At 57.5% G+C, this 25,996-nt stretch carries 23 protein-coding genes and 1 tRNA gene; 3 read left to right on the top strand and 21 right to left on the bottom strand.

Annotation, left to right across the window (positions count from 1 at the left end):
* Positions 1-100: 100 nt before the first annotated feature.
* The 4 genes from ACR0LF_RS02180 to recA all read right to left on the bottom strand — a co-directional run bounded on the left by ACR0LF_RS02180 (position 101) and on the right by recA (position 5,303).
* Complete coding sequence (locus tag ACR0LF_RS02180) at positions 101-724, bottom strand: transglutaminase-like cysteine peptidase (RefSeq protein WP_480574294.1); 624 nt, start codon at positions 722-724, stop codon at positions 101-103.
* A gap of 371 nt (positions 725-1,095) precedes the next feature.
* Positions 1,096-1,383, bottom strand: coding sequence for a DUF1330 domain-containing protein (locus tag ACR0LF_RS02175; RefSeq protein WP_170805679.1), 288 nt, complete (start codon positions 1,381-1,383; stop codon positions 1,096-1,098).
* Position 1,384: 1 nt separating this feature from the next.
* Positions 1,385-4,057, bottom strand: coding sequence for an alanine--tRNA ligase (alaS, locus tag ACR0LF_RS02170; protein WP_480574291.1), 2,673 nt, complete (start codon positions 4,055-4,057; stop codon positions 1,385-1,387).
* Between the two features lie 178 nt (positions 4,058-4,235).
* Complete coding sequence (gene recA / locus ACR0LF_RS02165; RefSeq protein ID WP_480574287.1) at positions 4,236-5,303, bottom strand: recombinase RecA; 1,068 nt, start codon at positions 5,301-5,303, stop codon at positions 4,236-4,238.
* A 192-nt stretch (positions 5,304-5,495) separates the two neighbouring features.
* On the opposite strand from recA, the gene ACR0LF_RS02160 reads away from it, so the two are divergent.
* Positions 5,496-6,089, top strand: coding sequence for a sulfotransferase family 2 domain-containing protein (locus ACR0LF_RS02160; RefSeq protein ID WP_480574283.1), 594 nt, complete (start codon positions 5,496-5,498; stop codon positions 6,087-6,089).
* Positions 6,090-6,094: 5 nt separating this feature from the next.
* Here ACR0LF_RS02160 and ACR0LF_RS02155 read toward each other — a convergent pair whose 3' ends face one another.
* From ACR0LF_RS02155 to guaB, 3 genes are all read right to left on the bottom strand, one after another.
* Positions 6,095-8,386 carry a hybrid sensor histidine kinase/response regulator gene (locus tag ACR0LF_RS02155; RefSeq protein ID WP_480574280.1) on the bottom strand — a complete coding sequence of 764 codons (2,292 nt, stop codon included), beginning with the start codon at positions 8,384-8,386 and terminating at the stop codon, positions 6,095-6,097.
* Between the two features lie 109 nt (positions 8,387-8,495).
* Positions 8,496-9,653: an RsmB/NOP family class I SAM-dependent RNA methyltransferase gene (locus ACR0LF_RS02150; RefSeq protein ID WP_480574277.1), complete on the bottom strand. Its 1,158-nt coding sequence runs from the start codon at positions 9,651-9,653 to the stop codon at positions 8,496-8,498.
* A gap of 89 nt (positions 9,654-9,742) precedes the next feature.
* On the bottom strand, positions 9,743-11,191 hold the full coding sequence (gene guaB, locus ACR0LF_RS02145) for an IMP dehydrogenase (RefSeq protein ID WP_480574274.1): 1,449 nt from the start codon (positions 11,189-11,191) through the stop codon (positions 9,743-9,745).
* A 216-nt stretch (positions 11,192-11,407) separates the two neighbouring features.
* On the opposite strand from guaB, the gene ACR0LF_RS02140 reads away from it, so the two are divergent.
* The gene (locus ACR0LF_RS02140; protein ID WP_480574271.1) at positions 11,408-13,456 is read left to right on the top strand and encodes an ASKHA domain-containing protein; all 2,049 of its coding nucleotides are present in this window, start codon (positions 11,408-11,410) and stop codon (positions 13,454-13,456) included.
* Positions 13,457-13,513: 57 nt separating this feature from the next.
* On the opposite strand, the gene ACR0LF_RS02135 is transcribed toward ACR0LF_RS02140, so the two are convergent.
* The 11 genes from ACR0LF_RS02135 to ACR0LF_RS02085 all read right to left on the bottom strand — a co-directional run bounded on the left by ACR0LF_RS02135 (position 13,514) and on the right by ACR0LF_RS02085 (position 22,530).
* Positions 13,514-14,620, bottom strand: a complete 1,107-nt coding sequence (locus tag ACR0LF_RS02135) for an alpha-hydroxy acid oxidase (protein ID WP_480574267.1) — start codon at positions 14,618-14,620, stop codon at positions 13,514-13,516.
* On the bottom strand, positions 14,620-15,174 hold the full coding sequence (comE, locus tag ACR0LF_RS02130; RefSeq protein ID WP_480574264.1) for a sulfopyruvate decarboxylase subunit beta: 555 nt from the start codon (positions 15,172-15,174) through the stop codon (positions 14,620-14,622). Before comE ends, ACR0LF_RS02135 begins: the two co-directional genes overlap by 1 nt.
* Positions 15,171-15,677: a sulfopyruvate decarboxylase subunit alpha gene (gene comD / locus ACR0LF_RS02125; protein WP_480574261.1), complete on the bottom strand. Its 507-nt coding sequence runs from the start codon at positions 15,675-15,677 to the stop codon at positions 15,171-15,173. Before comD ends, comE begins: the two co-directional genes overlap by 4 nt.
* 49 nt (positions 15,678-15,726) lie before the next feature.
* On the bottom strand, positions 15,727-16,137 hold the full coding sequence (locus ACR0LF_RS02120; protein WP_480574258.1) for a universal stress protein: 411 nt from the start codon (positions 16,135-16,137) through the stop codon (positions 15,727-15,729).
* A gap of 23 nt (positions 16,138-16,160) precedes the next feature.
* Positions 16,161-17,141: an alcohol dehydrogenase catalytic domain-containing protein gene (locus ACR0LF_RS02115; protein ID WP_480574255.1), complete on the bottom strand. Its 981-nt coding sequence runs from the start codon at positions 17,139-17,141 to the stop codon at positions 16,161-16,163.
* On the bottom strand, positions 17,138-17,899 hold the full coding sequence (locus tag ACR0LF_RS02110) for an SDR family NAD(P)-dependent oxidoreductase (protein WP_480574252.1): 762 nt from the start codon (positions 17,897-17,899) through the stop codon (positions 17,138-17,140). Before ACR0LF_RS02110 ends, ACR0LF_RS02115 begins: the two co-directional genes overlap by 4 nt.
* Entirely contained in the window at positions 17,892-19,199 is a 1,308-nt protein-coding gene (gene hisD, locus ACR0LF_RS02105; protein WP_480574250.1) for a histidinol dehydrogenase, read from the bottom strand. Before hisD ends, ACR0LF_RS02110 begins: the two co-directional genes overlap by 8 nt.
* 12 nt (positions 19,200-19,211) lie before the next feature.
* Positions 19,212-20,540 carry a TRAP transporter large permease gene (locus tag ACR0LF_RS02100; protein WP_480574247.1) on the bottom strand — a complete coding sequence of 443 codons (1,329 nt, stop codon included), beginning with the start codon at positions 20,538-20,540 and terminating at the stop codon, positions 19,212-19,214.
* Between the two features lie 11 nt (positions 20,541-20,551).
* Positions 20,552-21,064, bottom strand: coding sequence for a TRAP transporter small permease (locus ACR0LF_RS02095; RefSeq protein WP_480574244.1), 513 nt, complete (start codon positions 21,062-21,064; stop codon positions 20,552-20,554).
* Between the two features lie 111 nt (positions 21,065-21,175).
* Positions 21,176-22,321 carry a TRAP transporter substrate-binding protein gene (locus ACR0LF_RS02090; protein ID WP_480574241.1) on the bottom strand — a complete coding sequence of 382 codons (1,146 nt, stop codon included), beginning with the start codon at positions 22,319-22,321 and terminating at the stop codon, positions 21,176-21,178.
* 23 nt (positions 22,322-22,344) lie between these two features.
* Positions 22,345-22,530 carry a hypothetical protein gene (locus ACR0LF_RS02085; protein ID WP_480574238.1) on the bottom strand — a complete coding sequence of 62 codons (186 nt, stop codon included), beginning with the start codon at positions 22,528-22,530 and terminating at the stop codon, positions 22,345-22,347.
* A gap of 134 nt (positions 22,531-22,664) precedes the next feature.
* Here ACR0LF_RS02085 and ACR0LF_RS02080 point away from each other — a divergent pair, with 134 nt between their 5' ends.
* Positions 22,665-23,687, top strand: coding sequence for a LacI family DNA-binding transcriptional regulator (locus tag ACR0LF_RS02080; RefSeq protein ID WP_480574235.1), 1,023 nt, complete (start codon positions 22,665-22,667; stop codon positions 23,685-23,687).
* Positions 23,688-23,832: 145 nt separating this feature from the next.
* Here ACR0LF_RS02080 and ACR0LF_RS02075 read toward each other — a convergent pair.
* From ACR0LF_RS02075 to ACR0LF_RS02065, 3 genes are all read right to left on the bottom strand, one after another.
* A tRNA-Gly gene (locus ACR0LF_RS02075) sits at positions 23,833-23,906 on the bottom strand.
* 71 nt (positions 23,907-23,977) lie between these two features.
* A complete protein-coding gene (locus ACR0LF_RS02070) occupies positions 23,978-24,805 on the bottom strand; it encodes a polyphosphate kinase 2 family protein (protein ID WP_480574232.1) in 828 nt (275 codons plus the stop codon).
* Positions 24,806-24,932: 127 nt separating this feature from the next.
* Positions 24,933-25,988 carry a methyltetrahydrofolate cobalamin methyltransferase gene (locus ACR0LF_RS02065; protein ID WP_480574229.1) on the bottom strand — a complete coding sequence of 352 codons (1,056 nt, stop codon included), beginning with the start codon at positions 25,986-25,988 and terminating at the stop codon, positions 24,933-24,935.
* Between the last annotated feature and the right edge of the window lie 8 nt (positions 25,989-25,996).

The following is a 25,996-nucleotide window of genomic DNA, read 5'->3' as shown; positions in this document are numbered from 1 at the left end:
AGGAACTGTAGGCCATCCCTTGTTGAACGCAAATTGCGGGTGCGCGGACCCCTCGCACCCGCAATACTAATCTCCAGGCCTTTGCGACAAGACCTTCGCTTTAGCTGTGCCCATACACGCCTACCCAACGACCGGGTTGTTTCGGGTCTTGCATCCGTAAAAACAAATACCGCGTAGCTGTCCAGGGTTTGATCCGATTGGTGAGATTATCAAGCACCAGATCACCGTTTGCTGAACGATAAACCAGAACGGCATGGGGCGTGCGACGTGTATCCAGAACGGTCGCGATCAAGAGCTTACTTGGATCGACGCCAGCGTGGATCAATTCCCGCTTTTTCAGCAATGCGAAATCCTCGCAATCGCCGCCTCTGGCGGTCGGTAGTGCCCATCGTTCGGGTGTTTTGTACTGGGATTGATCTGATACGGCACGGGTCGATTTGTTCACGCGCCTATTCACCTGTTCCACAACCTTCAGTTCCTGATGGCTGGGCAAAGATACGGATCGTTTTCCTGCACAGGCCCAATTGTATTGATTGCACAGGTTGACGGCTCCGGATGGCGGTGGTGACGATGCGACACTTGGGATAAAGCCGCCCTCGGACGCGTGGGCGACAGGGGAAAAGACGGTCGCGCACATGCTCAGGAAGCATATGCTTGTGGCGCGCGCTGAAACTGACAAAACTCCGGTACCGCAGCGTTTGGCCAGTTGTGTGAAAGTTGTCATGCCTGTACCCCAATCCGGTGTTCATCGAATGATCGCACGACAAACAGGGTCGCATTCCGTTTCGTGAAACTATCTGCGAACAACCCTATCTGGGCAATCATCTGAAAAACTGAAGGGGAAAAAGGGCGGAAATTCGTCCGTCAATCTGACTTTTTCGCGTAAGAATTTAGGTGGCGCGGCCACAATTGGGACGCGAATTTCTTTAGGCAGTGAATATCCACCCCAGTAAGAGCATGAAAACGTTGTATTAAAAGCATCAGCCCGCGCAGGCGGGCTGATCTTGGATGGCGGAACTGTGGTATGAGCCAAAGATCGCCGATCCGTTGTGGAATCCTAAGGCAATCCAGACTTTGAGCAGGCGAACCGGATGATCACTCGGTGATTTCGACCACAACCAGTTCGCGCTCACTCGCCTCACGAGCATGATTCAGCGCTTGCTGGTAGTCATCCGAGTTATAACATTCGACCGCTGCCTCCAGCGACGGGAATCGGGCGACCACATTGCGTGGCCGCTCTTTGCCTTCCAGTTGAACATAACGCGCAGCACGGGCGATGAACTCGCCACCGTGCTTGGCGATGGCCGGTCCGGCCAGCTCGGCGTATTTTCCGTATGCCTCAGCATCAGTCACCGTCACATGTGCAATCCAGAGAGCAGCCATCTTATCCTCCCAATACCTGTTCTGCGGCCTTTATCGCCGCATCTGCGTTCGTCGCATCTTTGCCGCCGCCCTGAGCCATGTCCGGGCGACCACCGCCGCCTTTGCCGCCCAGTTCCACGACTGCGGCTTTAACCAGATCAACCGCTGAAACGGTTCCCGTCAGGTCCTCGGTCACACCAGCCGCAACAGCAGCCTTGCCGCCGGTATCCGCAATCAGCAGCACCGCACCCGACCCGAGGCGGGCCTTGTGTTCATCGATCAGTGCCGGAAGATCTTTGCCGGACACACCGTTCAAGGCCTGAGCCAGGAACTTCACACCGTTTACGTCGCGCGCTTCGGCACCACCGCCCTGCCCGGCCCCGCCAGCCATGGCCAGATCACGACGCAGCTGAGCCACTTCGTTTTGCAGCGACTTGCGTTCATCCAGCAGGCTCTTCACGCGTGCCACCACATCGTCTGGCTGCGCTTTCAGTTCCGTTGCCACCTGTGCAAGGCGTTGATCCTGGGCCGAAAGATAGCGGAACGCTTCATCTCCCGTCAAAGCTTCGATGCGGCGCACGCCGGCGCTGCTTGCGCTGTCGCCCAACACGACAAACGTGCCGATGTCGCCCGTTTGGCGCACATGGGTGCCGCCACACAGTTCAATCGACCATGTTTCGCCGTCATGGCCTTTACCAGTAGGTGCCCTGCCCATCGAGACAACACGCACCTCGTCGCCATATTTTTCGCCGAACAGGGCCTGCGCGCCCAATTCGCGCGCGTCATCGGGTGTCATGACCCGTGTCTCTACCGTCGAGTTCTGACGGATAAAGGCGTTCACTTCACGCTCGACCTTCTGAACTTCTTCAAGGCTCAGCGCTTTGGAATGGCTGAAATCAAACCGCAGACGATCCGCCGCATTCAACGAGCCGCGCTGAGCCACATGGTCGCCCAGCGTTTCTCGCAGCGCTTCGTGCAGCAGGTGTGTGGCCGAGTGATTGGCCCGGATCGACGAGCGACGCACATGATCGACCTCCAGTTCAACCGTATCGCCTTTGGACACGTTACCGCTTTCAACCGTCACCTTATGTGCGTAAACCTTGCCATCCGCGAACTTCCTGGTGTCTTCTACCCGGCTTTTGTGATCACGATCCTCAAGGCGTCGCAATTCGCCGGTGTCACCCACCTGACCGCCAGCCTCGCCATAAAACGGGGTTTGGTTCACCACGACCCAACCGCTGCCACCCTCGTCGATCTTGTCGACCAAAGCGCCGTCAACGACCAGCGCGGCAACTTGCGCTTCGGCTTTCTCGGTCTCATAGCCGAGGAAATCGGTCGCCCCGGCGGTATCCAGAACATCGAACCAAACGGCCTGATCCGCCGCTTCGCCTGATCCGGCCCAAGCTGCCCGCGCTTTGGCTTTCTGTTCCGCCATAGCGGCATCAAAACCATCTGTATCCACAGTCCGGCCCTTTTCACGCAACGCGTCCTGCGTCAGGTCCAGCGGGAAGCCGTAGGTGTCGTACAGTTTGAAGGCCGCCTCACCTGACAGAGGAGCGCCTTCGGACAGGCCCGAGACTTCATCCTCGAGCAGCTTCAGACCCCGATCCAGCGTCTGTTTGAAGCGGGTTTCTTCCAGCAATAGGGTTTCTTCGATCAATGGCTGTGCCTGCGTCAACTCGGAATAATGCCCACCCATCTGCTGCACCAGTGTCGGTACAAGACGGTGCATCACCGGGTCTTTCGCACCCAGCAGGTGCGCATGGCGCATGGCACGGCGCATGATCCGGCGCAGAACATAGCCGCGGCCGTCATTGCTGGGCATCACACCATCGGCAATCAGGAAAGAGGTCGAGCGCAGATGGTCTGCGATCACCCGATGATGCACGTTCTGATCACCATAAGGGTCAACGCCGGTTGCATCAGCGGATGCCTCGATCAGGGTTTTGAACAGGTCGGTGTCATAGTTGTCATGACTGCCCTGCAACAGCGCACCGATACGTTCCAGCCCCATGCCGGTGTCGATGGACTGCATATCAAGTTCGACCATCGAGCCATCTTCGAACTGTTCGTTCTGCATGAAAACGATGTTCCAGATTTCGATGAATCGGTCACCATCCTCTTCGGGCGATCCCGGAGGGCCACCCCAGATATGATCGCCATGATCATAAAAAATCTCGGTGCACGGACCACATGGCCCGGTCGGGCCCATCTGCCAGAAGTTATCACTGGTCGCGATGCGGATGATCCGGTCTTCGGGTACGCCGACCTTTTTCCAGATCTCGAACGCTTCGTCATCGGTGTGATAGACGGTGGTAAGCAGTCGGCTTTTGTCGATGCCGAACTCCTTGGTGATCAACTCCCAGGCAAAAGGGATCGCCTCGTGCTTGAAGTAATCGCCGAACGAGAAGTTCCCCAGCATCTCAAAGAAGGTGTGGTGGCGCGCGGTGTAGCCTACATTGTCGAGATCGTTGTGCTTGCCGCCAGCGCGCACACATTTCTGCGCCGTGGTGGCACGCTGGTAGTCGCGGGTTTCCAGTCCGGTGAACAGGTTCTTGAACTGCACCATACCCGAGTTCACGAACATCAAAGTCGGGTCGTTGCGCGGCACCAGCGGACTGGACGCCACAACCTCATGCCCCTGTTTTTCAAAGTAGTTCAGAAAGGTCGATCGAATGTCGTTAAGGGTTGGCATAGGGCTCTCTCGGCGCACAAAAATCTTGGTCTCAGCAGGTTTAGCCCCGTGTCAAAGCGGTGTCCACAGCCGAGGCACACCGGAATGAAACAAGGCGGCCCGATGGACCGCCTCTTTCTATTTAATCCGGGCTTCCAATCAGAAACCAGAAGGTTTCTGAAAGGCCAGTCAACTGTCGCTAGGCTTCAAGGATGTCATCATCCTCAGCAGCACCCGGGGGCATGTCGAAGTCCAGCCCATGAGCAGCCCGAATCTTGTCTTCAATGTCCAACGCAATGCGGCTGTTGTCGCGCAGGTACTGTTTGGCGTTTTCACGCCCCTGCCCGATCCGTTCGTCGCCATAGCTGAACCAAGAGCCCGACTTTTCGACCACACCGGCCTTGACGCCGAGGTCCAGCAATTCACCCATCTTGCTGATGCCTTCGCCATACATGATGTCGAATTCCACCTGCTTGAAGGGCGGTGCAACCTTGTTCTTGACGACCTTGACACGGGTCTGGTTGCCAACAACCTCGTCCCGGTCCTTGATCGCTCCAATGCGGCGAATGTCCAGACGGACCGAGCTGTAGAATTTCAGCGCATTACCACCAGTAGTCGTTTCCGGGCTACCGAACATCACGCCGATTTTCATCCGAATCTGGTTGATGAAGATCACCATGCAGTTCGAGCGGCTGATCGAGCCGGTCAGTTTGCGCATCGCCTGGCTCATCAGGCGAGCCTGCACACCAACGTTGCTGTCACCCATGTCGCCTTCCAGTTCGGATTTCGGCGTCAGCGCCGCAACCGAGTCGACAACGACCATGTTGACCGCACCGGAACGCACCAGCGTATCAGTGATTTCCAGAGCCTGTTCACCAGTATCCGGTTGCGAAATCAGCAACTCGTCCAGATCGACGCCCAGCTTGCGGGCATATTGCGGGTCCAATGCGTGCTCGGCATCCACAAAGGCACAGACACCGCCACGTTTTTGTTGTTCGGCGATACAATGCAGCGTCAGCGTCGTCTTGCCCGAGCTTTCCGGGCCGTAGATTTCGACAATCCGCCCCATTGGCAGACCGCCAATTCCCAGCGCAATGTCCAGACCCAGCGAGCCGGTCGAGCTTGCCTCGATATCTTGCTTGGCACCTTCGCCCAGCTTCATAATCGAGCCCTTGCCAAACTGCCGTTCGATCTGGGCCAGCGCGCTGTCGAGCGCCTTTTGCTTGTCTGCGTTTTTCTTGTCGCTCATCGTCAGAAGATCCGCCATTGTCCTGTCGCCTTCCCTTTTGTCACACCCTTGATCGGGCGGCAATCGCTGCTTTGTTCGCCTCTTGTTCCTTATGAGATCAAAAAGAGAACATTTCAACTAAAACTTACAGAAATCAGTCTTCTGCAATTGTGTTAAAGAGTCGTTTACGACAATCTGCTCGGATAAAAGCGTGACAAGAGGAACCGTTAAATGCTTGTTTTTTATAAAGAACGCCTTGCCTTTCTCGCGGTTCCCAAGACCGGAAGCACGGCCTACCACACCGCGCTAAAGGATCGGGCCGATCTTGTCGTCACGCATCCGCCCGAACTGAAACACGCGCCGGTACGCAGGTATGACCGATTTTTTCAGAACATGTTTCGAAAAATGTACGATACCGAGATGGAGATCATGGCCGTTGTCCGCGAACCTGTTGACTGGTTGGGCAGCTGGTACCGTTTTCGCAGTCGTGACGACCGGGTCGACCACCCCCATTCAACCCGAAATATGAGTTTCGACACTTTTGTGCAGTCCTATATGAAGAACCCGCGTCCGGAGTTTGCAGATGTGGGCAGTCAGAGTCAGTTTTTTCGAACCCGCAGCAATGGGCGTGGTGCCAACCATATCTTCAAATACGAACATCAGGACAAGATTCTGGATTTCCTACAAACGCGGCTGGACATGCAAATTGACCTTTCGCGCGAAAATGTTTCGCCAACGGGTGATCTTGTTTTGACGCCGAAGACAAGACAGAGATTTGAAAACAAACACGCCGAAGAATTTGCAATCCACGACGCAGCCTTGTGAAGAAATCAATTTAGTTGTTGAAACACTGCCTCGGTCAACTGGTTGAGAGAAAACGGTTTGGGCAAAAAGGTCGAATTGGCTATTTCCGGCCCCGAGTCCCCAAATGCGCCTTCGGTGTAGCCAGACATGAAAACAACGCGTGCGTTCGGGCGCGTTTCCTGCGCTTTGCGCACCCATGTCGGCCCGTCCATGCCTGGCATGACCACATCGGTGACAAACACATCGACATTCAATGCCGAATCCTCAAGTAGCCGCAGCGCCTCTTCCGCCGAATCCGCCTCTAGCACCGTGTAACCCTTGAGTCTCAAGGCTCGGGTTGCAAAGGCGCGAACTGGGGCTTCATCTTCGACCAGCAGCACTACGCCTTCCCCTTGCCGGGCGGCTTGTATTTCTGGCTGACTTGGAGATTCAGGCTGGGCTTTGGCGACCGTGGCACTAACCGGCAGAACCACGGTGAATTCGGTACCCCTACCCACTGCGCTGTCGACGAAGATGAAGCCGCCAGTCTGTTTGACGATGCCATAGGCCGTTGAAAGCCCAAGCCCCGTTCCTTCGCCCGTACGCTTGGTCGTATAGAACGGCTCGAATATCTTTTGAAGCTTGTCGGCAGGTATCCCCACACCGCTGTCCACAACCCGGACCGTGACATACTCGCCCGGCTGCACGGTTGCCCGGTTTCGTCTGAGCGGCTTCGACAGGTTCAACACTTCGGTCTCGATACGAATCTCGCCGCCGTCAGGCATGGCGTCCCGCGCATTCACGACCAGATTCATCAGCACTTGTTCCAGCTGGCGCTTATCAGCCCGCACCGGTTTTAAAACCGGGTCATGGCTGAGGGTCAGTTGCACTTTCTCGCCAACCAACCGGTTTAAAAGATGAATCAGGTCAGAGATTGTGTCGCGCAGATCCAGTACTTCGGGCCTGAGCGTCTGTTTTCGAGAGAACGCCAGAAGCTGACTGACCAGCGCGGCGGCCCGGTTGGCGTTCTGATTGATCTGCACCAGATCGCCATAATCCGGGTCATTCTGGTCATGCCGCAACAAAAGCAAGTCGCAATGCCCGGAAATGGCCGTCAGCAGGTTGTTGAAATCATGTGCAACGCCGCCAGCCAGTTGCCCCACGGCCTGCATTTTCTGGCCCTGAACGAACTGCGCTTCCAAAGTCTTCAGCTCGGTTGCATCATTCAGCACGGCGATCAGGCAAACCTTTCCATTTTCAACAACCCGGCTCAACGTGACCTGAACAAAAACCTCCTTGTCATCGCGAATGAGCTGCAGAAATTCCGATTTCTGCGTTTCTTCATCTGCGGCTGTCTGCGCAAGCCAGTCCAGAATGGGATGCCCCAACCCCCGCATGATTTCACCGATATTGGACCCTTCAAGGTTCTCCTTTCCCAACAACTTTAGGGCAAGCCTGTTGGTGTTCAGAACCTCACCTTCCGGGGAAAGGGTCAGAACCGGAACCGGAAGATCAGCAAACGACGTGGCGGCCTCTGGCGTGGATGACTGACCGAGTGGTATCAAACCAATGGACCGTTCCGAGTTGGAAGACGAAAGTTCGGCCATCGCAACCGGTATCAAACCGTCAAGCGACTTGACCGGGTTGATTGCTCCGATCTGCGGTTTGGTTTCACCGAAGATGTCGTCCATTCGGGCCGGGCGTGATCCGAACAAATGTTCGGCAGCCGGGTTTACACGCACCAATTCATTTGATCGCCCAATGGTCAGAACCGGTAAGTCCAAAGATTGCCAGCGTTCTTGTTCAGTTTGAAGAAAGCGCCAGCAATAAACCTCGGGGCCAAGCTGAAACACGGATATTGAAATAGTCCGCCCACGGCTGCGAATGTCCTCTTGGGCCCGCCCGACCGACCAAGCCCGTGATTGCAACCTCAACAAAATGGCCGGAGGGTTCGAGAAGGTTGAGGTAAGGCAGTTGACCAGATTACTGCCCTTTTCCGCTCCGAATTGCTCATGCGCCAGTGCGTTGGACACCAAAACGTCGCCATAACCATTGGCAATCAGGAACGGAGCGTCGTCCTGTTCTGCAAAGGCAGCCATGATGGCGGTGGTTTGTTGTGCATGTCTGTCTGCAATTTTACCCTTGATCACGACGCACAGGGTTACGATCAAAAGGGATACGCCCACCACCACCAGGCCCATTGTCCAATCCGGCGGCAACACCCCTAACGCCGGAGTCAGACCGAGCAGAAAGGCCAAAAAAGCCAGCGATCCGAGGCGAGATGCAGACGGCATGTTGGCAAGAGAAGGATCGCGAATAGAGTCAACTGTGTCAGGCATAAACGGCTCGGGCATAAAGTTATCGGCAATAACCGCCAAAAAAGGTTAATGCCCGCTTAACGAAATTCGAGAAGCACGCATCTACCTTAGGTTGCTATTTGCCAAAAGCTCAGCGCGTCAAGTGCGACGTAAAGAACCCGTCAGACTCGTGCGTTACATGCCACGTTTTCCGAAAGGTTTCTCGCCAATCGGTATTTTGGGTCAAGAAACGATCAACAACCGCGTCGTTTTCATCGGTCAGAATAGAACAGGTTGCATAAGCCAAAACACCGCCAGACCGGACCAGAGGCGCAATACCCCTAAGAATATCGCCCTGAATCGCGGTGAGCTCATGCAAACGATCTTCGGTCAAAGCCCATTTCCCCGCCGGAGCGCGCCGCCAAGACCCGCTGCCAGAACACGGTGCATCCACCAGAACAACATCAAACGGAGCGTGGTTCGAAAGCTCGGCGCTGTTCAGGATAGTTATCTTCGCACCTGCTCGCTCAGCCCGGACCGGGATATCCTTCGTGCGGCCGGAATTCACATCATGCGCGAAAACCTCGACGCCCTCATTTGCCGCGAGCGCCAGAGATTTGCCGCCTCCACCCGCGCAAAAGTCAAGCGCACGCATACCGGGTCGCAACGCCACTGAGGCCACGACCGCCTGGCTTGCTGCATCCTGCAACTCGACCAGACCCTGAGCATACGCCTGACTTTGGGCTATGTGCCGCGCCCCGTCAGTCACTTCAAGAGCGGTCTCGCATATCGGGTTTTTAGACGTGGTGATGCCTTCAGCCTTCAAGGTTTCAACAGCCTCGCCTACATCTGTCTTCAGCAAATTGACCCGCAAATGAACGGGTGCACGGTTTTGCAACGCAACGGCACAGGGAACTGCTGCGTCCGTCATCGACGCGGCAAATCGGGGCCAAAGCCATTCCGGAATATCGTATTTCTCGGCCTCTGACTCGAAGTTCCGCGCAGCTTCTGTTTGCTGGACGGGCATCGGAGCGTGACGGTCGCCGGTAAACAGCTCTGCCAGATCGCCATCTGACGCGCGGATCGCACCGATCATCAGGCCACGCCCGGTATTGGCTCCTCCCAAAGCAGCGTACGAGCGCTTGCATCGTAGCGCGTCAAAAACGTGATCCCGGATTGCCGCCCGGTCCTTGGATCCGGCAAATCGACTGCGCCGCGCCCAGCCAGTCAGAGCTTTCTCAACCGGCGCACCAGCAAGAATTGCATCCAGAATTTCGATCGAGGCCTGAACACGGGCGGCGGGTGTCATTGCGGATTACCTTGGCGAAAAGCCCAAACGGGCCGGTCCAAATACAAAACGGCGCCCGGACAAGGGCGCCGCGTCGGGCATTCAATGGTTTACATTACCCGGTAGTTCGGGCTTTCGCGGGTGATCTGAACGTCATGCACGTGACTTTCTTTCAGACCTGCGCCAGTGATTTTGACGAAATGGCAGTTTTTGCGCATCTCTTCGACAGTCGCGCAGCCGGTATAACCCATCGCGGCACGCAAGCCGCCCACAAGCTGGTGAATCACGGCGCTGGCCGAGCCTTTGTAGGGCACCTGCCCCTCGATGCCTTCGGGCACCAGTTTGTCATTGGCTGCATCCTTCTGGAAGTACCGATCCGCCGAGCCGCGCGCCATTGCACCAAGGCTGCCCATACCGCGATAAGATTTGAACGACCGACCCTGATACAGGATCACCTCGCCCGGGCTTTCATCCGTTCCTGCGATCATCGAGCCGACCATGGCGCAAGAAGCCCCAGCCGCAATCGCCTTGGCGAAATCGCCCGAGAATTTGATGCCCCCATCAGCGATGACCGGAACGTCACCTGCTGCCGCCGAACAATCACTGATCGCGGTCAGTTGAGGTACACCAACACCCGCCACCATCCGCGTTGTGCAGATCGAACCGGGACCAATGCCCACCTTGATCGCATCTGCACCTGCGTCGATCAGCGCTTTGGTCGCCTCACCGGTTGCGACGTTGCCGGCAATGATCTGAACCTCATTCGAAAGGGTTTTGACCCGTTTCACGGCGTCCAGCACGCCCTGAGAGTGCCCATGCGCCGTGTCGACAACAATAATGTCGACGCCGGAATCCACCAATTGCTCGGACCGTTCGAAGCCGGCATCGCCGACCGAAGTCGCCGCAGCAACGCGCAAACGCCCCAGCCGGTCCTTGCAGGCGGTTGGGTTCAAGACGGCCTGTTCCGTGTCCTTCAGCGTCAGAAGACCGGTCAGCTTCCCCTCACCATCGACAACAAGCAGTTTTTCGATCCGCCGGGCCCGCATCAAGCTTTTGGCTTCTTCCAGATCCGCAGGCTCTTGCAGCATCGCCAGGTTGTCGGCGGTCATCATCGCTTTGATCGGAGTATCGTTCGAGGTGGCAAATCGCATGTCCCGGTTGGTGACGATGCCAACCACGCGGCCATCCGCCTCGACAACCGGGAAACCGGTGAAGTTGTAGCGTTCGACCAAAGCCTGTGCATCGGCCAATGTCTGATCCGCCCGCAGCGTCACCGGGTTGTAAACGATACCCGATTCGAAACGTTTGACCCGGCGAACTTCACGCGACTGTTCTTCGACCGAAAGGTTTTTGTGAATGACCCCGATGCCACCCGCCTGCGCCATGGCAATGGCCATGCGCGCCTCGGTCACGGTATCCATGGCCGAACTCAGCAAAGGGATGTTCATGGTGATTTCACGCGTCACGCGCGTGGTGGTGTCCGCCGTTGCCGGCAGCACAGAAGATGCGCCCGGAACCAGGAGAACGTCGTCAAAGGTGAGTGCCTCACGAATCTGCATCTGAAAACCCCATGCAAAAGCCCGTTTGACGGTGACCCTATTGCATGGATTACACCAAAGGAAAAGCCCCCCAAATCAACTCGGTCGTTCCCTGCGACGATGGTGCCTCTGAAAACGACGCTTGCTGTGCAAATCGTGCCGCTGATAGCCCTTTCCCTTTTCGCTCAAACTCATATCTTGCGCGGAATACGCGCGAACAACAAAGGTAGTTCTCAGATGACCACCGACCCTCTTGTCGTCTTTACCCCGTCCGGCAAACGCGGGCATTTCCCAGTGGGCACCCCGATATTGACGGCAGCCCGTCAGTTGGGTGTCGATCTGGATTCGGTTTGCGGTGGCCGTGGCATCTGTTCAAAGTGCCAGATCACCCCCAGCTATGGCGAGTTTCCCAAGCACGGCGTCACCGTGTCCGAAGACGCGCTGAGCGAATGGAATGCAGTTGAACAACGTTACGACGACAAACGCGGCCTGAAACCCGGCCGCCGTCTTGGGTGTCAGGCATCCGTTCAAGGTGATGTGGTGATCGACGTCCCACCGGAAAGCCAGGTTCACCGACAGGTCGTCCGCAAGGCGGCGGCCGCACGCGCCATCACCATGGATCCGGCGACACGTCTGTATTTCGTGGTGGTGGAAGAGCCCGACATGCACTCGCCCACCGGCGATCTGGAACGGCTGGAACGTGCGCTTCGCGAGCAATGGAAGATTGAGGCCATAACCGCAGACCTGTCGTTGATGTCCAAACTGCAGCCGGTTCTGCGCAAGGGCAAATGGGAGGTCACTGTAGCTGTCCACAAGGGCCACAAGGACAACGTCGCCCGTATTGTCGAAATCTGGCCGGGTCTGCATGAAAGCGGCTTGTACGGTTTGGCCATCGACCTGGGCTCGACCACCATTGCCGCCCACCTGACCGATCTGGAAACGGGCGAGGTCAAGGCATCCTCGGGCCTGATGAACCCGCAGATCCGGTTTGGCGAAGACCTGATGAGCCGAGTTTCCTATTCGATGATGAACCCCGGCGGCGATCAGGAAATGACCAAGGCCGTGCGCGAAGCGATCAATGACTTGACGACATCCATCGCTGAAGAGGCCGGGATCGACGCGTCTCTGATCGTGGAAACCGTGTTCGTCTGCAACCCGGTCATGCACCACCTTTTGCTGGGTCTCGACCCTGTTGAACTGGGTCAGGCGCCCTTTGCATTGGCCACGTCCGAGTCGATGTCCCTGCCCGCGCGTGAAATGGATCTGACCACCATGAACCCGCGTGCACAGGTTTATATCCTGCCCTGTATCGCAGGGCATGTGGGCGCGGATTGCGCGGCTGTTGCCCTGTCGGAAGAGCCCGGTAAATCCGAGGATCTGGTGCTGATTGTCGATGTGGGCACCAACGCCGAAATCCTTCTGGGCAACACCAGCCGCGTTCTGGCCTGTTCCTCGCCGACCGGACCGGCCTTTGAGGGTGCTCAGATCAGTTCCGGCCAGCGCGCTGCGCCCGGAGCCATCGAACGGATCGAGATCGACCCAGTCACCAAAGAACCCCGCTTCCGCATCATCGGGTCCGAGAAATGGTCGGATGAAGACGGCTTTGACGTTGACGTGGCCACGACCGGAATCACTGGCATCTGCGGCTCTGGTATTATCGAGGCCGTGGCCGAGATGCGTATCGCGGGCCTGCTGGACGAAGGCGGCCTGATCGGATCTGCCGAACAGACCGGGACCGCGCGTTGTGTACCTGAAGGTCGCACCCACGCCTATCTGATCCACGACGCCAGCGCCGAAGGAGGCCCGCGCATCACTGTCACCCAAGGCGACATCCGTGCCATCCAATTGGCGAAATCGGCGCTGTATGCCGGTGCGCGTCTGCTGATGGACGAGATGGACGTCGACAAGGTGGATCGCGTGGTTCTGGCCGGCGCATTTGGTGCGCATATCTCGACCAAACACGCCATGGTTTTGGGCATGATCCCGGACGCGCCTCTGGAGAAAGTCTCAAGCGCAGGGAACGCCGCTGGTACCGGTGCGCGGATCGCGTTGTGCAATATCGGTTCACGGGCCGAGATTGAACGCGTTGTGCGCGAAATCACCAAGATCGAAACCGCCATCGAGCCGAAATTCCAGGATCATTTCGTGGCTGCCAATGCGATCCCCCACAAGACCGATCCGTTCCCGGAATTGGCACAGGTGGTCACGCTGCCCAACCCAAGCTTCAACACAGGCGGCGGCGAAGCCGAAGCCGGTGGCGGACGTCGGCGCAGACGCCGCGGTTAAGCCGGTAACGCAACGACCCGAGATTCGCCTCGGGTCGTTCACCCTTTACCAAAAATATCAGTTAGCGCTTCGCACCTCATCCAGCGTCGTAACGCCTAGCTGAGCCATCGCGATGCTCATCTCATCGCTCAGTACGGACCAGAGTTGTTCAAGCCCCTCTTCCCCTTCTGCCGCGATTGCGAATTGCAGGATGCGTCCTAAAAAGGTGAAATCCGCACCATTTGTGAGCGCTTTGAGAACGTCTTCTCCTGATCGCAACCCACTGTCGTAGAAAAGCGGAAAATCCGGCCCGACGGCTTTTCGAATATCCGGCAAAACGGTGATTGGCGCAGGCGCGCTTTCCAACTGGCGTGCACCGTGGCTCGAGACCTGAATGGCGTCAACACCCGCTGACTTGAGGCTTTGCGCATCCTCTGCATCCAAGACACCCTTTACCACCAGTTTTCCACCCCACTGATCACGCAAGCGGGCCAATGTCTCCCACGTGGCCTTTGCCCGGCTTTCGGTGCGGTCGAAATCAAAACCATCCATCAGGAAATTCGCCATTTCCGGCTTGCCCTTCAGCAGTGTGGGCAGGGACCAACGGGGGTGCAGAGCAAAATCCAACATCTGCTTCGGGCCCATTTTGAAGGGCATCTTGAACCCATGACGCAGTTCGCGTGGGCGGCGACCGACTTCGGGCACGTCTACGGTCAGCACAAGTGTTTCATAGCCCGCAGCCTTGGCACGATCGACAAGCTTGAACGTGCCACTGCCATCGCCGCTGAAGTACAACTGAAACCAGGCATGGCCTTCGGCCTCAAGGATCAGATCTTCCATCGGGGTCGAGGCGACCGTAGAAACCCCAAGCGGCACCTCGTACCGCGCGGCAAGGCGGGCCAGCATCAAGTCGGCACCGGGGGCCGACAGGTTGCACATGCCCATCGGTGCGATGCCGAACGGGCGTTTTGCGGATTGACCGAATAAGAAACAGGCCAAAGACCTCTTGCTGACATCTCGCAAAATACGTGGGTGCAACGTCATAGCGTCCAAGGCTGCCCGATTGCGTCTGGCGCCCACCTCGCCCCCTGCAGACCCGTCTATATAATCGAACACCATCCACGGCAGACGCCGCCGAGCAAGGCGGCGGGCGTCCTCAGCACTGTGAATGGCGCTGGGTGGCATCAGGCTTGTACGGCCTTCATGAAGCGGTCGCGGATCACCACCGGATCCATGGTAATAACCGGCATCTTGGCATTACCGCTTTCACATTTACTGACGATGATCGTCATCTGCTTGGCTTCCAACGCCTCTTGCAAAACACGCCCGGTTTCTTCGGCGGCGCATTCGATCACCCGCTCGCATCCCGCCGCCTCGGCCATTTTCGCCAGCGAGGTCTTCTGCCCCGCATAGGTCGGCTGATCACCGGTCGAGCCGTAAGATCCATTGTCGATGATCAGAAGAATATAGTTGTCAGCCACGTTGTTGGCGATGGTCGGCAGCGTGCCCAGATTGGTCAGAATCGAGCCGTCGCCGTCAATCACGATGACCGGTTTGGGTTGCGACAGTGCCAGTCCCAGACCGATGGACGAAGCCAGCCCCATTGTACCCAGCATGTAGAAATTGGTCGGCTGATCGTCGATGGCGTGAAGTTCCTGGCTGGGGATACCGATATTGCAGACCACCAGTTGGTCACGCAGGATCGGGGCGATTTCCTTGAGAATTTCAGAACGGATCATTGGTCGCCATAGCCTCCCCAGAAATTGGCATCGGTCAGGATGGCGACCGGTTTGTTGCACATGAATGTGTACTTCAGGATCATGTCGAGCTCTTCGACATCCGACTGTTTGTGGAAGTGGTAGGTCGGGATATTCATCTGCGCCAGCAGCGCCTTGGTGTGCACCGCCATTTCCACCTGACAGGCAACCGGTTCGCGCAACTCTCCGCGATACGAAATCAGCATGGGCAATGGCATACGGTAGAACTGGATCAAAGTGGCCAGCGTGTTGATCGTTACCCCAATGGCCGTGTTCTGCATGATGATCGCGGGCCGCTTGCCCCCCATCCATGCCCCGGCGCACAGGCCCATCCCTTCGTCTTCCTTGTTCGAGGGGATATGAAAAATCCCGTCACGCTTGTCGATCTCGTCGATGACGCCGGCAAGCTGCTTACACGGGACGGTGGTGACAAACGAAATATCATTCGCCACCAGATCGTCGGTGATCTTTTTGTCTATGTTCATGATCCAGCTGTTGATCCTGTTTGGGGCGCGAGACGCGCGATTGAGGAAATCAGGCCCCTCGGTGTACGTGTACGGCACAGGGGGCATGGCGGACGACGCGCGATGCGGTCGATCCCAGAAAGTAGTCGCTCAGGTCCGGTTTATGTGACCCGATGACGATACAATCCACGTCTTTGCTGCTGGCGTAGTCGATGATGGACCGCGCGGTGTGGCCCTTCACAATCTCGGCCGTCACGCCATCCAGCCCTTCTACCTTGCGCAACAATTGCAGACGTGCGCGTTCGAACCCTTCTGCGACAGCGGATTTATCCAGATAGGCGCTGACCGATCCCTGAGGCATCTCGTAGACGTGCAAGGCTATGATCTCGGCACCTGTTCCGGACAAAGCGCGGGCGATTTCCAATGTGTGTTGCGATATGCCGTGATCCAAAGCCAACGGGACCAGAATTTTAGTATACATGAAGGCCTCCAGTTCTGTCGGGTCTATCCCCAGGGTCTCAGGATAATCTTCGGTGCGGCCACAGCACCAGAGCGGATGTCACGAAACGCCTGCGCGCCGTCTGCCAGTGCCCGTTCTTCGATCCAATCCAATGACCCCAACCGCCCGTCAAAGATCGCTTGCGCTGTCTGGCGGAAATCTTTCGCGGAATAGGTGTAGGTTCCGATGAACGTGATCTCCTGCAGGGTCATGCGACGTATGTCCAACCCGCCGGTATCTTCACCCAAACCCACATGCGCTATGACACCGCCAGGCTCTGCCCTGTCTGAGGCAACGGAACGGGTGGCGGCATAGCCCACGGCGTCGATGACCAGCGGGAACGATCCTTCGGGTGTGTCGGTGACTGCAAACTTTTCAATTCCTTGCAGGTATTCCCGACGCAATCCATTCGGCTCGGCAATCGTAACGTCTTCGATGCCCATCGCCCGCAGGGCCAAGGCTGCGGCAAGCCCGATTGCCCCGCCGCCAATGACCAAAGCTCGGCGTGCCATGGCTGGATGCAATGCTTCGATCCCCAAACGAGCAGCGTGCCAGCTTACGGCCAGAGGTTCCGCCAGCGCGGCTTTGGCAAACGAGATATCTTCGGGCACTTCGACAAGATTGCCGACGGGCATTGAGACGTATTGCGCAAATGCCCCTTCTCGTGGCGGCATTGAGATGATTTGGCGGTCCGGGCACAGGTTTTCGCGGCCAGCAAGGCAGGCCGGACATTGCCCGCAGTTTACAAGCGGATTGATCGTCACCCGATCCCCGGCGCGAATGCCATCAACGATAACACCTGCAGCTTCATGCCCAAGGATCAGCGGTGCCGGACGGCGGGCATCATGACCCAGATAGGCGTGCATGTCCGATCCGCAGATGCCGACCGCCTCGATCCGGATCAGATGTTCGGACTGAACGGCTTCGGCGTCTGGCACATCGCCGAACTCCATCTGCTCTATACCTTTGTAGACAAGCGCTTTCATTTGGCCGTGAACCCCCCGTCCACCATCAAAACCTGTCCTGTTACATAGTCGGATGCCTTCGAGCACAGAAACAGGATCGGCCCGTCGATATCCTGCATACGACCGTTACGCCCGATGCAGGTCTGCGCCGCATTGCGTTCTGCGCGGTCAGGATCGTCGAACACGGCCTGCGTCAGTTCCGTGGGAAAGAACCCCGGGCCGATAGCATTGGCTGTGATGCCAAAGGGCGACCACGCTTCGGCCATGGCGCGGGTCAATTGCGCGATGCCTGCCTTCGTCGCGCCATAGGCGATGCCGCCCGGAAAGGCGCGTGTGGTTTGCAGCGAGGCGAAGTTGACGATGCGCCCCCAACCTTTCTCCTCCATCGCGGGCACCATGGCCTGACTGAGGAAAAACGGCGCGCTGAGATTCAGCGCGACCGTGGCATCCCAACCTTCTGGCGTCACGTCATCGGCAGGCTCGCGCATGTTGATACCTGCCGCATGGACCAGAATGTCCGGTGCGCCGAACTTGGAAGCGACGGCCTGCACCAGTGCAGCCAGACCGTCGCGATCCGCGACATCTGCCACAACCGAATCCGCATTGCTTCCGATCTCAGCCTTCATCTGTTCCAGCGCATCACCGCGCCGAGCAACTCCGACAACGCGCGCGCCAGCGGCGGCAAGGGTACGCGCAACCTGCCGCCCCAACCCTGAGCTGGCGCCCGTCACACAAGCCACCCTGCCCGTCAGGTCAAACAATGCGCGTGGGTCATCCATCGGCGGTCAGGTCGAACTGTTCATCCGGGAAATACTTTGCCAGACGCACGTCCGCAGCGCGCGCGTGGCCCTCCATCCCTTCCAGTCGAGAGATTCGCGCGGTCGCCTCGGCGATGGGCTTGGACCCCTCGCGCGTTGCCCTCTGCCACGTCACGATCTTCATGTATTTGTGGACGCTCAGCCCGCCAGTGTAACTGGCCGCGCCCGAGGTCGGCAGAACGTGGTTCGTGCCTGTTGCCTTGTCTCCGTAAGAAACTGTGGTTTCCTCGCCCAGAAACAGCGAGCCATAGCAGGTCAGGCGATCCAACCACCATTCCAGATCCTCGGCCTGCACCGTCAGATGCTCTGGCGCGTATTCATCGGAACAGGCAGCCATTTCTTCGCGATCGGCGCATACAATGACCTCGGCATAGTCCCGCCACGCGGCTGAGGCATTTTCCCGGTTCAGCTCTGGCAGATCGTTGATCAATGCCGGAACCAGCTCCATCACTTTCTGCGCCAGATCACGATCATCGGTTACCAGCCAGACCGGTGAGTTGTACCCGTGCTCTGCCTGACTGACCAAATCGGTTGCCACCACATGCGCGTCGGCCGAACTGTCGGCAAGGATCAGGCTGTCGGTCGGTCCGGCGATCATGTCGATACCAACCCTGCCGTAAAGGATACGCTTGGCTTCGGCCACGAACTGGTTGCCGGGGCCTACAAGGATATTTGCGCGCGGCAGGCCAAACAGACCATATGTCATCGCGGCCACACCCTGCACACCACCCATGGCCAGAATGCTGTCGGCCCCGCAGATATGCGCCGCATAGACGATGGCAGGCGCAACCCCTTCACCGGGGCGCGGAGGTGAGCAGGCCGTGATATGGCGGCACCCGGCCACCTTGGCCGTTGTTACTGTCATGATCGCACTGGCGATATGGCTATAACGCCCGCCGGGCACATAACAGCCCGCAGCATCCACGGGGATGGCTTTCTGCCCTGCGACGAAACCCGGCACAATCTCCATCTGCACATCCGACACGGTGGCCTTCTGCGTCTCGGCAAAACGGCGTACGTTGTCATGGGCGAACCGGATATCGGCCTTGAGCTTTTCCGGCACCAGAGCGATAGCGGCGTCAATCTCGTCCTGCGTCATCAGAACGTTGCCGTCGAACTTGTCGAACTTGACAGCATATTCCAGCGCCTTGGCATCGCCACCTGCCTCGATATCGGCGAGGATGGTTTTGACCGTATCGTGCACCTCGGACGCATGAGATTGCGCCGTCAGGGTTGCCTTTTTCAAATAGTCACGCGGCATGTTCAACAGGTCCTATTGGTAGATTGCAGGAAGCAGTGTGGTCGACACAGCAGGTACGTAAGCGATCAGGATCACCACGATCAGCATCGTCAATACAAATGGCACGGCCCGGGCGGCAATCTTCAGAATGGATTCACCGGTAATGCCAGATACAACGAACAGGTTCAGGCCCAGCGGTGGCGTGATGAAACCGACGCCCAGGGCGGTGATCATCATGATGCAGAACTGAATCTCGTTCATACCGATATTGTCGGCCAGCGGTTTCAGGATCGGTGCCAGGATCACGATGTTTGGTGTCGTCTCCATAACGCAGCCCGCTGCGATCAGGATACCGATCATCAGAAGGATCAGCAGATACGGATCATCTGTCAGCGACGTTACCGAGGCCACAAAGCCCTGCGGCACCCCCATGATCGCCAGCGCCTCGGCCAATGGGGCCGAGAATGCGATAATCGGCAGGATCACACCATTTACCTTGGCGGAACTGACCAGCATCGACGGGAAATCAGCCAGTGTAAGCGTGCGTAGGATGAAGCCCATGATGATCGTGACGACCACGGCGGTTGCACCAGCCTCGGTCGGGGTCAGGCGACCCGAGAAGATGCCATAGAAGATGATCCCCGGCACGATGAACGCGTACCAGCCGGATTTCAGCGCCTTGCCCAAATTGGCCAGCCACTCACCCATGGTCATCATGCCGCCGCCCTCATAGGCGTAGAGACGGTTCATGATGATGTTGGTGACGAGGATCGACACCAGAATGGCCAGGCCAGGGATCAAAGCCGCCAGAAACAGGGTCGAGGCGGAAATACCCAGTACGAGGCCAATGATGATGTACGCAATTGAGGGCGGGATCAGGATGCCGGTACAGGCCCCCGCGGCGACCAGAGCACAGGCATAGGGGCGCGGATAGCCGCTTTCGACCAGACGGTTGATGGTCATCCGACCAACAGCAGCAGCCCCTGCCGCATCGGAACCCGAGATTGCGGCGAACATGCCGCAGACCAGCACGGTGGCCGAGCCGAAACCGCCCTTGGCGAAACAGGTCAGCGCCTCGGCGACGTCCAGAAACTTGCGCGACAGCCCGGTACGAACCAGAACGTCCCCCGTCAGGATGAACAGCGGAACGGCGGTCAGTGCAAAAGCGTCGATGCCGGTAAACAGGCTTTCTCCGACCAGGCTGAGCGGCAGGTCGCCGGACATGATCAGCATGACGATGGCGGCGGTCCCAATGGCGGCCCAGACAGGTACGGCCAAGGCTATCAGGCCAACGAACAGGATCACTGGCAGGTAAAAATCCCAGCCGAGTTCAACCGTTTGATTGAGGGAATTCCAAAGCATCTCAGTTCTCCTCAGTCAAACAGCTTGTCGCCTTCGAAGACGGGCGTACCGTCGCGAAGACATTTCAGGTCGCGCATCAGGGATTGGATCAGCCGCCAGATCATCAGGGCAAATCCGGTGGGTACCGCCATCAGGAACCAGACCTTGGAAATCCGCAGCCCATCCGTGACAGATCCAAACTTGGCCGAAACATGAACCGCCTCATACGACCAGTAGAGCGCGATAACCGCCACAACGAACATCACGAGATCGCCAAAGATGTAGAGCAAGGCCTTGGGGCGCGGACCAAGGTAATGCATGATCACGTCGATCCGAATGTGCGCCCGTTCCTTTACCGCCGCTGCGGCACCGATCCATGCGAGATAGATGAAGGAGTATCTTACGATCTCCTCTCCCCAGATCGAGGAAAAGGCAAAAATCTCACGCCGCAGCACTTCGATGGCCATGGTAATCACCAGCATCACGTAGAACACCAGCAGCAACCAGCGCTCTGCGTTTCGGTCTATATTTTGAAGAACGGTCATCTGATCCTCCGGCGATAGAACAGCCAGACCCGCGCCTGCCCAGGCGGGCCGTTTTCGACCTGACTGTAGGAAATGATCGTGGACGCCCGGATGGCGTCCACGGATAGCGCCTTAGGCGTCGTGGACGTAGTATTTGCCCTGCGTTCCGGCGGCTTCGACCAGTTTTTCGAAGTTTTCCATCGATCCGGCCAGTTCCGTCTTGAACGGATCCCAATCGGCGTTCTGATACCCGCCGGCGTCCTGCCATTCCGCCAGTTGGTCGTCACTGAGCGAGTGGAACTGTACCCCGGCCTTGTTCAGCTCGGCCATGGCATAGGCGCGGGCCGACGGAACCTTGGAGAGGTTCTGATGCGAGGTCATTTCCGACCCCCACATGATACCTTCCTGAACATCTGCTGGCATCGAGTTGAACCATTCCAGATTACAGGAATAAACCTGACTGTCCGGCACCGCCTGCGTAAAGGTCACGTGGCTGAGAATGTCCTTGAAGCCAAAGACATAGAGCGCCCCAACCGAAGGATCGAGCGCATCCGCAACGCCCTGCTTGATGGCCGAAGGGGTCTCGCCCCATGCAACGGGCGTCGGGTTGGCGCCGACCATCCGGTAGTATTGTTGCAGCATCTTCGATCCCGGCACGCGGAACTTGATCCCGCTCATATCACCGGGTGTGAGCACGGCATTGCCGCCCTGACGAACCGCAACGACGCGCGGGTCGATGTTCACATAGAATAGCGCCTTGAATCCTGCGGCTTCGACCTTGGGGTGAACCTCATTTTTCCACGTGTCCGAATGGACAAGGTTGGTGAAACGCTGGTTCGAACCGCACAGATACGGCATGTTGATCAGGTCGACTGTCGAAGCAAACGGTGCGAAATTCGACAACGAGTGCTGCGCGGCCTGAATGGTACCGCCCTGCACCTTCTGCACCAGCGCGCCGCCTGCGCCAAGCTGACCACCCGGCGCCAGTTTGACATAGACCTTGCCGTTGGTGGCGTTCTGAATGTTTTCCTTCAGGTCCAGCTGCATGATGGGATAGCTACGCGACGCGCCCAGTACATAGGCCGTTGCCACAGTCATCACGTGCTCGGCCGCCTGCTCGCGCTCGCGTTCTTCTTTCGCGGTCTGCGCGGCGGCTTCGGACGACCACAACACCCCTCCTGCCCCGGCCACCAACGCGGCCGTGAACGCACCGCTTGCGCTCAGCTTCAGAAAATTGCGGCGCTCGGCCGATGCCAGTTCGGTCTTGTCGGTCTTCATGAATTGCCCTCCCAAGCAAAAGTTCAGCTGCCGTCCTTTGCGTCCCGGTCAGCTTCCTTTTTCAGAATTGCGACAACGAACAAAATCGACGCCGCGAACAGAACCAACATCTCTCCTACGTCCCCCAGGAATGCGCTGCCTGCAAATGCACCCAATGCGACATTGGCGAAATAGATCGCGAATACGACAACTGACGCGGCAAGAAACATTTCCGAGACTCCTTTTAGAATCGGCCCCTACACCTTTGTAAGCGCTTACATCGCAAATGCAAGCGCTTACATAACTGCTTTCATCATTTGAAAAATGCGATTAACTTAAGGGAACTGGAATTGAGAGTTCGAGAATGCCAAAACACCGGTCCGCGCCGACCCTGGATGACGTTGCCAAAGCTGCAGGCGTTTCCACAGCCACCGTTTCAAGATGCCTGAACACCCCGCAACAGGTTGTTGAAGCGACGCGCGAGCGTGTTTTGTCAGCTGTCGATTCCTTGGGATACACTCCGAATTTTGCCGCGCGCGTGATGGCCGCAAGGCGGTCTTTCACGATTGGCGCGATCATCCCCACCATGGAAAATGCGATTTTTGCAAGGGGGTTGCAGGCCTTTCAGGAAGAAATCCACAAACAGGGTTATACCTTGCTGGTCTCAAGCTCCGCCTACCAGCCAGAGGCCGAGGAAGATCAGATCCGAACCCTGGTTGCCCGCGGCGCTGACGGGCTGTTGCTGATCGGTCATGACCGGGATGCGCGGATCTATGATTATCTGGAAATGCAGAAAGTCCCTGCTCTTGTTGCCTGGTCCTTCCTTCCGAACAAACCCATGCCTTCTGTTGGGTTTGACAACAGGCAGGCGATGAAGGCGTTGGCAAAAAAGGTCATCGGTTTGGGGCACACGCGTCTCGCGACGATTTCAGGCGTTAGCGAAGGCAATGATCGTGCGCGTCTGAGGATCGAAGGGATAAAAGACGCAATGATCGAGCATGGTTTGCCGCAAGACAGGCTGATCGTGTCCGAAACATCCTACGAGATCGAAAACGGTGCCGAGGCCTTCAAGCACCTCATGTCGAATGACACCCCGCCGACTGCGGTTTTGTGTGGAAACGATGTTCTGGCCGTCGGTGCCGTACGGCAGGCCCAGAAAATGGGTTTTCGGGTGCCAGAGGATGTCTCCATCACGGGCTTCGACGACATTGAACTTGCACGCATCGTCACCCCTGCCCTGACAACTGTTCACGTACCCCACCGCGAGATGGGCCGCAAAGCTGCGCAGGCCTTGATACACATGATCGAGACCAGTTCGCCCGGTCAATCCGTCGAGCTTGAAACCCATGTGGTGAGCAGAGAATCTCTGCTTGGGCTAAGCGCGTAGCGTAGTCTGCACCTTCCGTTCAAAAATGGTCGCACTAAAAACCTGGTGAGAGACATTCTACACGAAAGGCGCGTCGCCCAAAAGCAGATGACCATGGGCCCCTACGAAATTTTCGCCACCATTACAGGATATTATGAGCGCCTTTTGGAGCGGGTAGCGGGAATCGAACCCGCGCGTTCAGCTTGGGAAGCTGACAGGCTACCATTACATCATACCCGCCGCGCCAATTGAGATACCATCAGACCATTCAGACGTTCAAGCCGGATCGTTACCCGACCAGGCGGAATGTATCACTCGGTTCGTGCGCGCAGGCTATCGATCAGGGATTGATCGACATCCAATGCCTCACCCGCCGCTTCCAAAGTACGTTGATCCAAGTGCTGTGGATTCATATCTACATCTTTGGAAAACGCATCAACGATCGCCTTCATGGCCGTGATCCGAGCATATTTCTTGTTGTTGGACGGAATTACATGCCAAGGGGCAAATTCGGTTGATGTCCGAGCCAACATTTCATCCACGGCCACCTCGGCGACATCCCACTTCTCGCGATTTCTGAAATCTTCGTAGGTCAGCTTCCAACGCTTCATCGGGTTCGTAAGACGCTCGGTAAAGCGGCTCATTTGTTCGTCTTGGGAAATATGGAAGAACAGTTTGACAATCCGGGTCCCGTCATCGACCAGCATACGTTCGAAGTCGTTGATTTCCTGATAGGCAGCGCGCCAGCGCGTTTCCGGGGTCAGCTGTTCGATCCGCTCCACCAGAACCCGCCCATACCAGCTGCGGTCGAAAGCTGAAATCGCACCGGACGGCGGCAAACGCTCCCAGAACCGCAGCAGATAGTGCCGGTTGAGGTAATAGTTCCGAGGCGCACCGATGGGCCAAACCTTGAAGCTGCGCGGGTCCAAGGCCTGGCTGATCCGGCGAATGGTTCCGCCTTTCCCGGCAGCATCCCAGCCCTCGAACACCAGCACGCCCTTAATCCCATGAAACAGATAGGCTTGTTGAATTCTGGCCAATCTGGTTTGCAACTCGATCAGTTGGTCGAAATAGTCTTTTTTGTTCAGCTTTTTGGTCAGATCCGCATCTGAGAGTTTTGGAGGGTGATGTTTGCTCATGCTGCCACCTGATCATTGCGTCCTGGATCAGAGCATACTGTAACCTGCTGCGAAACAGTCATTGATCAGGGTCAAATGAAAAAGGCCGGGCTCTGGGCCCGGCCTTTGAAAAGTATCAAAGTTCAAATCAGGCGCGGCGGCGACGGCCACCGCCGCGACGACCACCAGCAGCAGCACCGGCTTCGTCTGGGGCTTTGTTGAACCGAATCCACTCACCGCCGTGCGGGTCGTTGTTGGTCAGCAGGTTGGCGGCGCGGATGGCTTCCATTTCCTTACCGGCACGCGGCAAGGTCGAGCCCAGACCGAAAAGCTGGCAGAAGGTCTCGTCATCCATATCCGCAGGCAAGATGATGCCTTTTGCTTCAACTTCCGCCTTCTTCTCGGCCAGTTTCTTCGGACCAACAGGCAACGCCACCGGGTTCATGATCGCAGAAGTCATGCCAGCGCCCATCGCCATCGGCAAGAACGCGTTGTTGATGCCGTGGCGGTTGGGCAGACCGAACGAGACGTTGGACGCGCCACAAGTGGTGTTTACACCCAGCTCTTCGCGCAGGCGACGAACCAGAGCGAACACCTGCTGTCCGGCGGTTGCCATCGCGCCGATCGGCATGACCAGCGGATCAACAACGATGTCATGCGCGGGGATGCCAAAGTCTGCTGCGCGCTCAACGATCTTCTTGGCCACGTCGAAACGCACATCGGGGTCTTCCGAGATGCCGGTGTCGTCGTTCGAGATCGCCACAACTGGCACGTTGTATTTCTTGACCAGCGGCAGAACCATCTCCAGGCGCTCTTCCTCGCCTGTGACCGAGTTGAGCAACGGACGGCCTTCTGCCGCCTCAAGACCTGCCTCCAGCGCACCCGGAACCGACGAGTCGATGCACAGCGGCACTTCGACCAGACCCTGTACCAACTCGACGATCTTGCGCATCAGCGGCGGCTCGGTCTCGTTCGGGTTGGGGTTCGAGTTGTAGACAACGCCCGCGTTAATATCCAGAACGGTCGCGCCTGCAGCAACCTGTGCCAGCGCGTCCTTTTCCACGGTCGAGAAATCGCCCGCTTCCAGTTCAGCAGCCAGTTTCTTGCGGCCCGTGGGGTTGATCCGCTCACCGATCACACAGAACGGTTCGTCAAAGCCCAGGACGGCTGTTTTTGTTTTTGATTCTACGACTGTACGGGTCATGTCCGTTC

The sequence above is a fragment of the Ruegeria sp. E8 genome (assembly GCF_056533985.1).
This window is presented reverse-complemented; position numbering and strand designations above follow the sequence as displayed.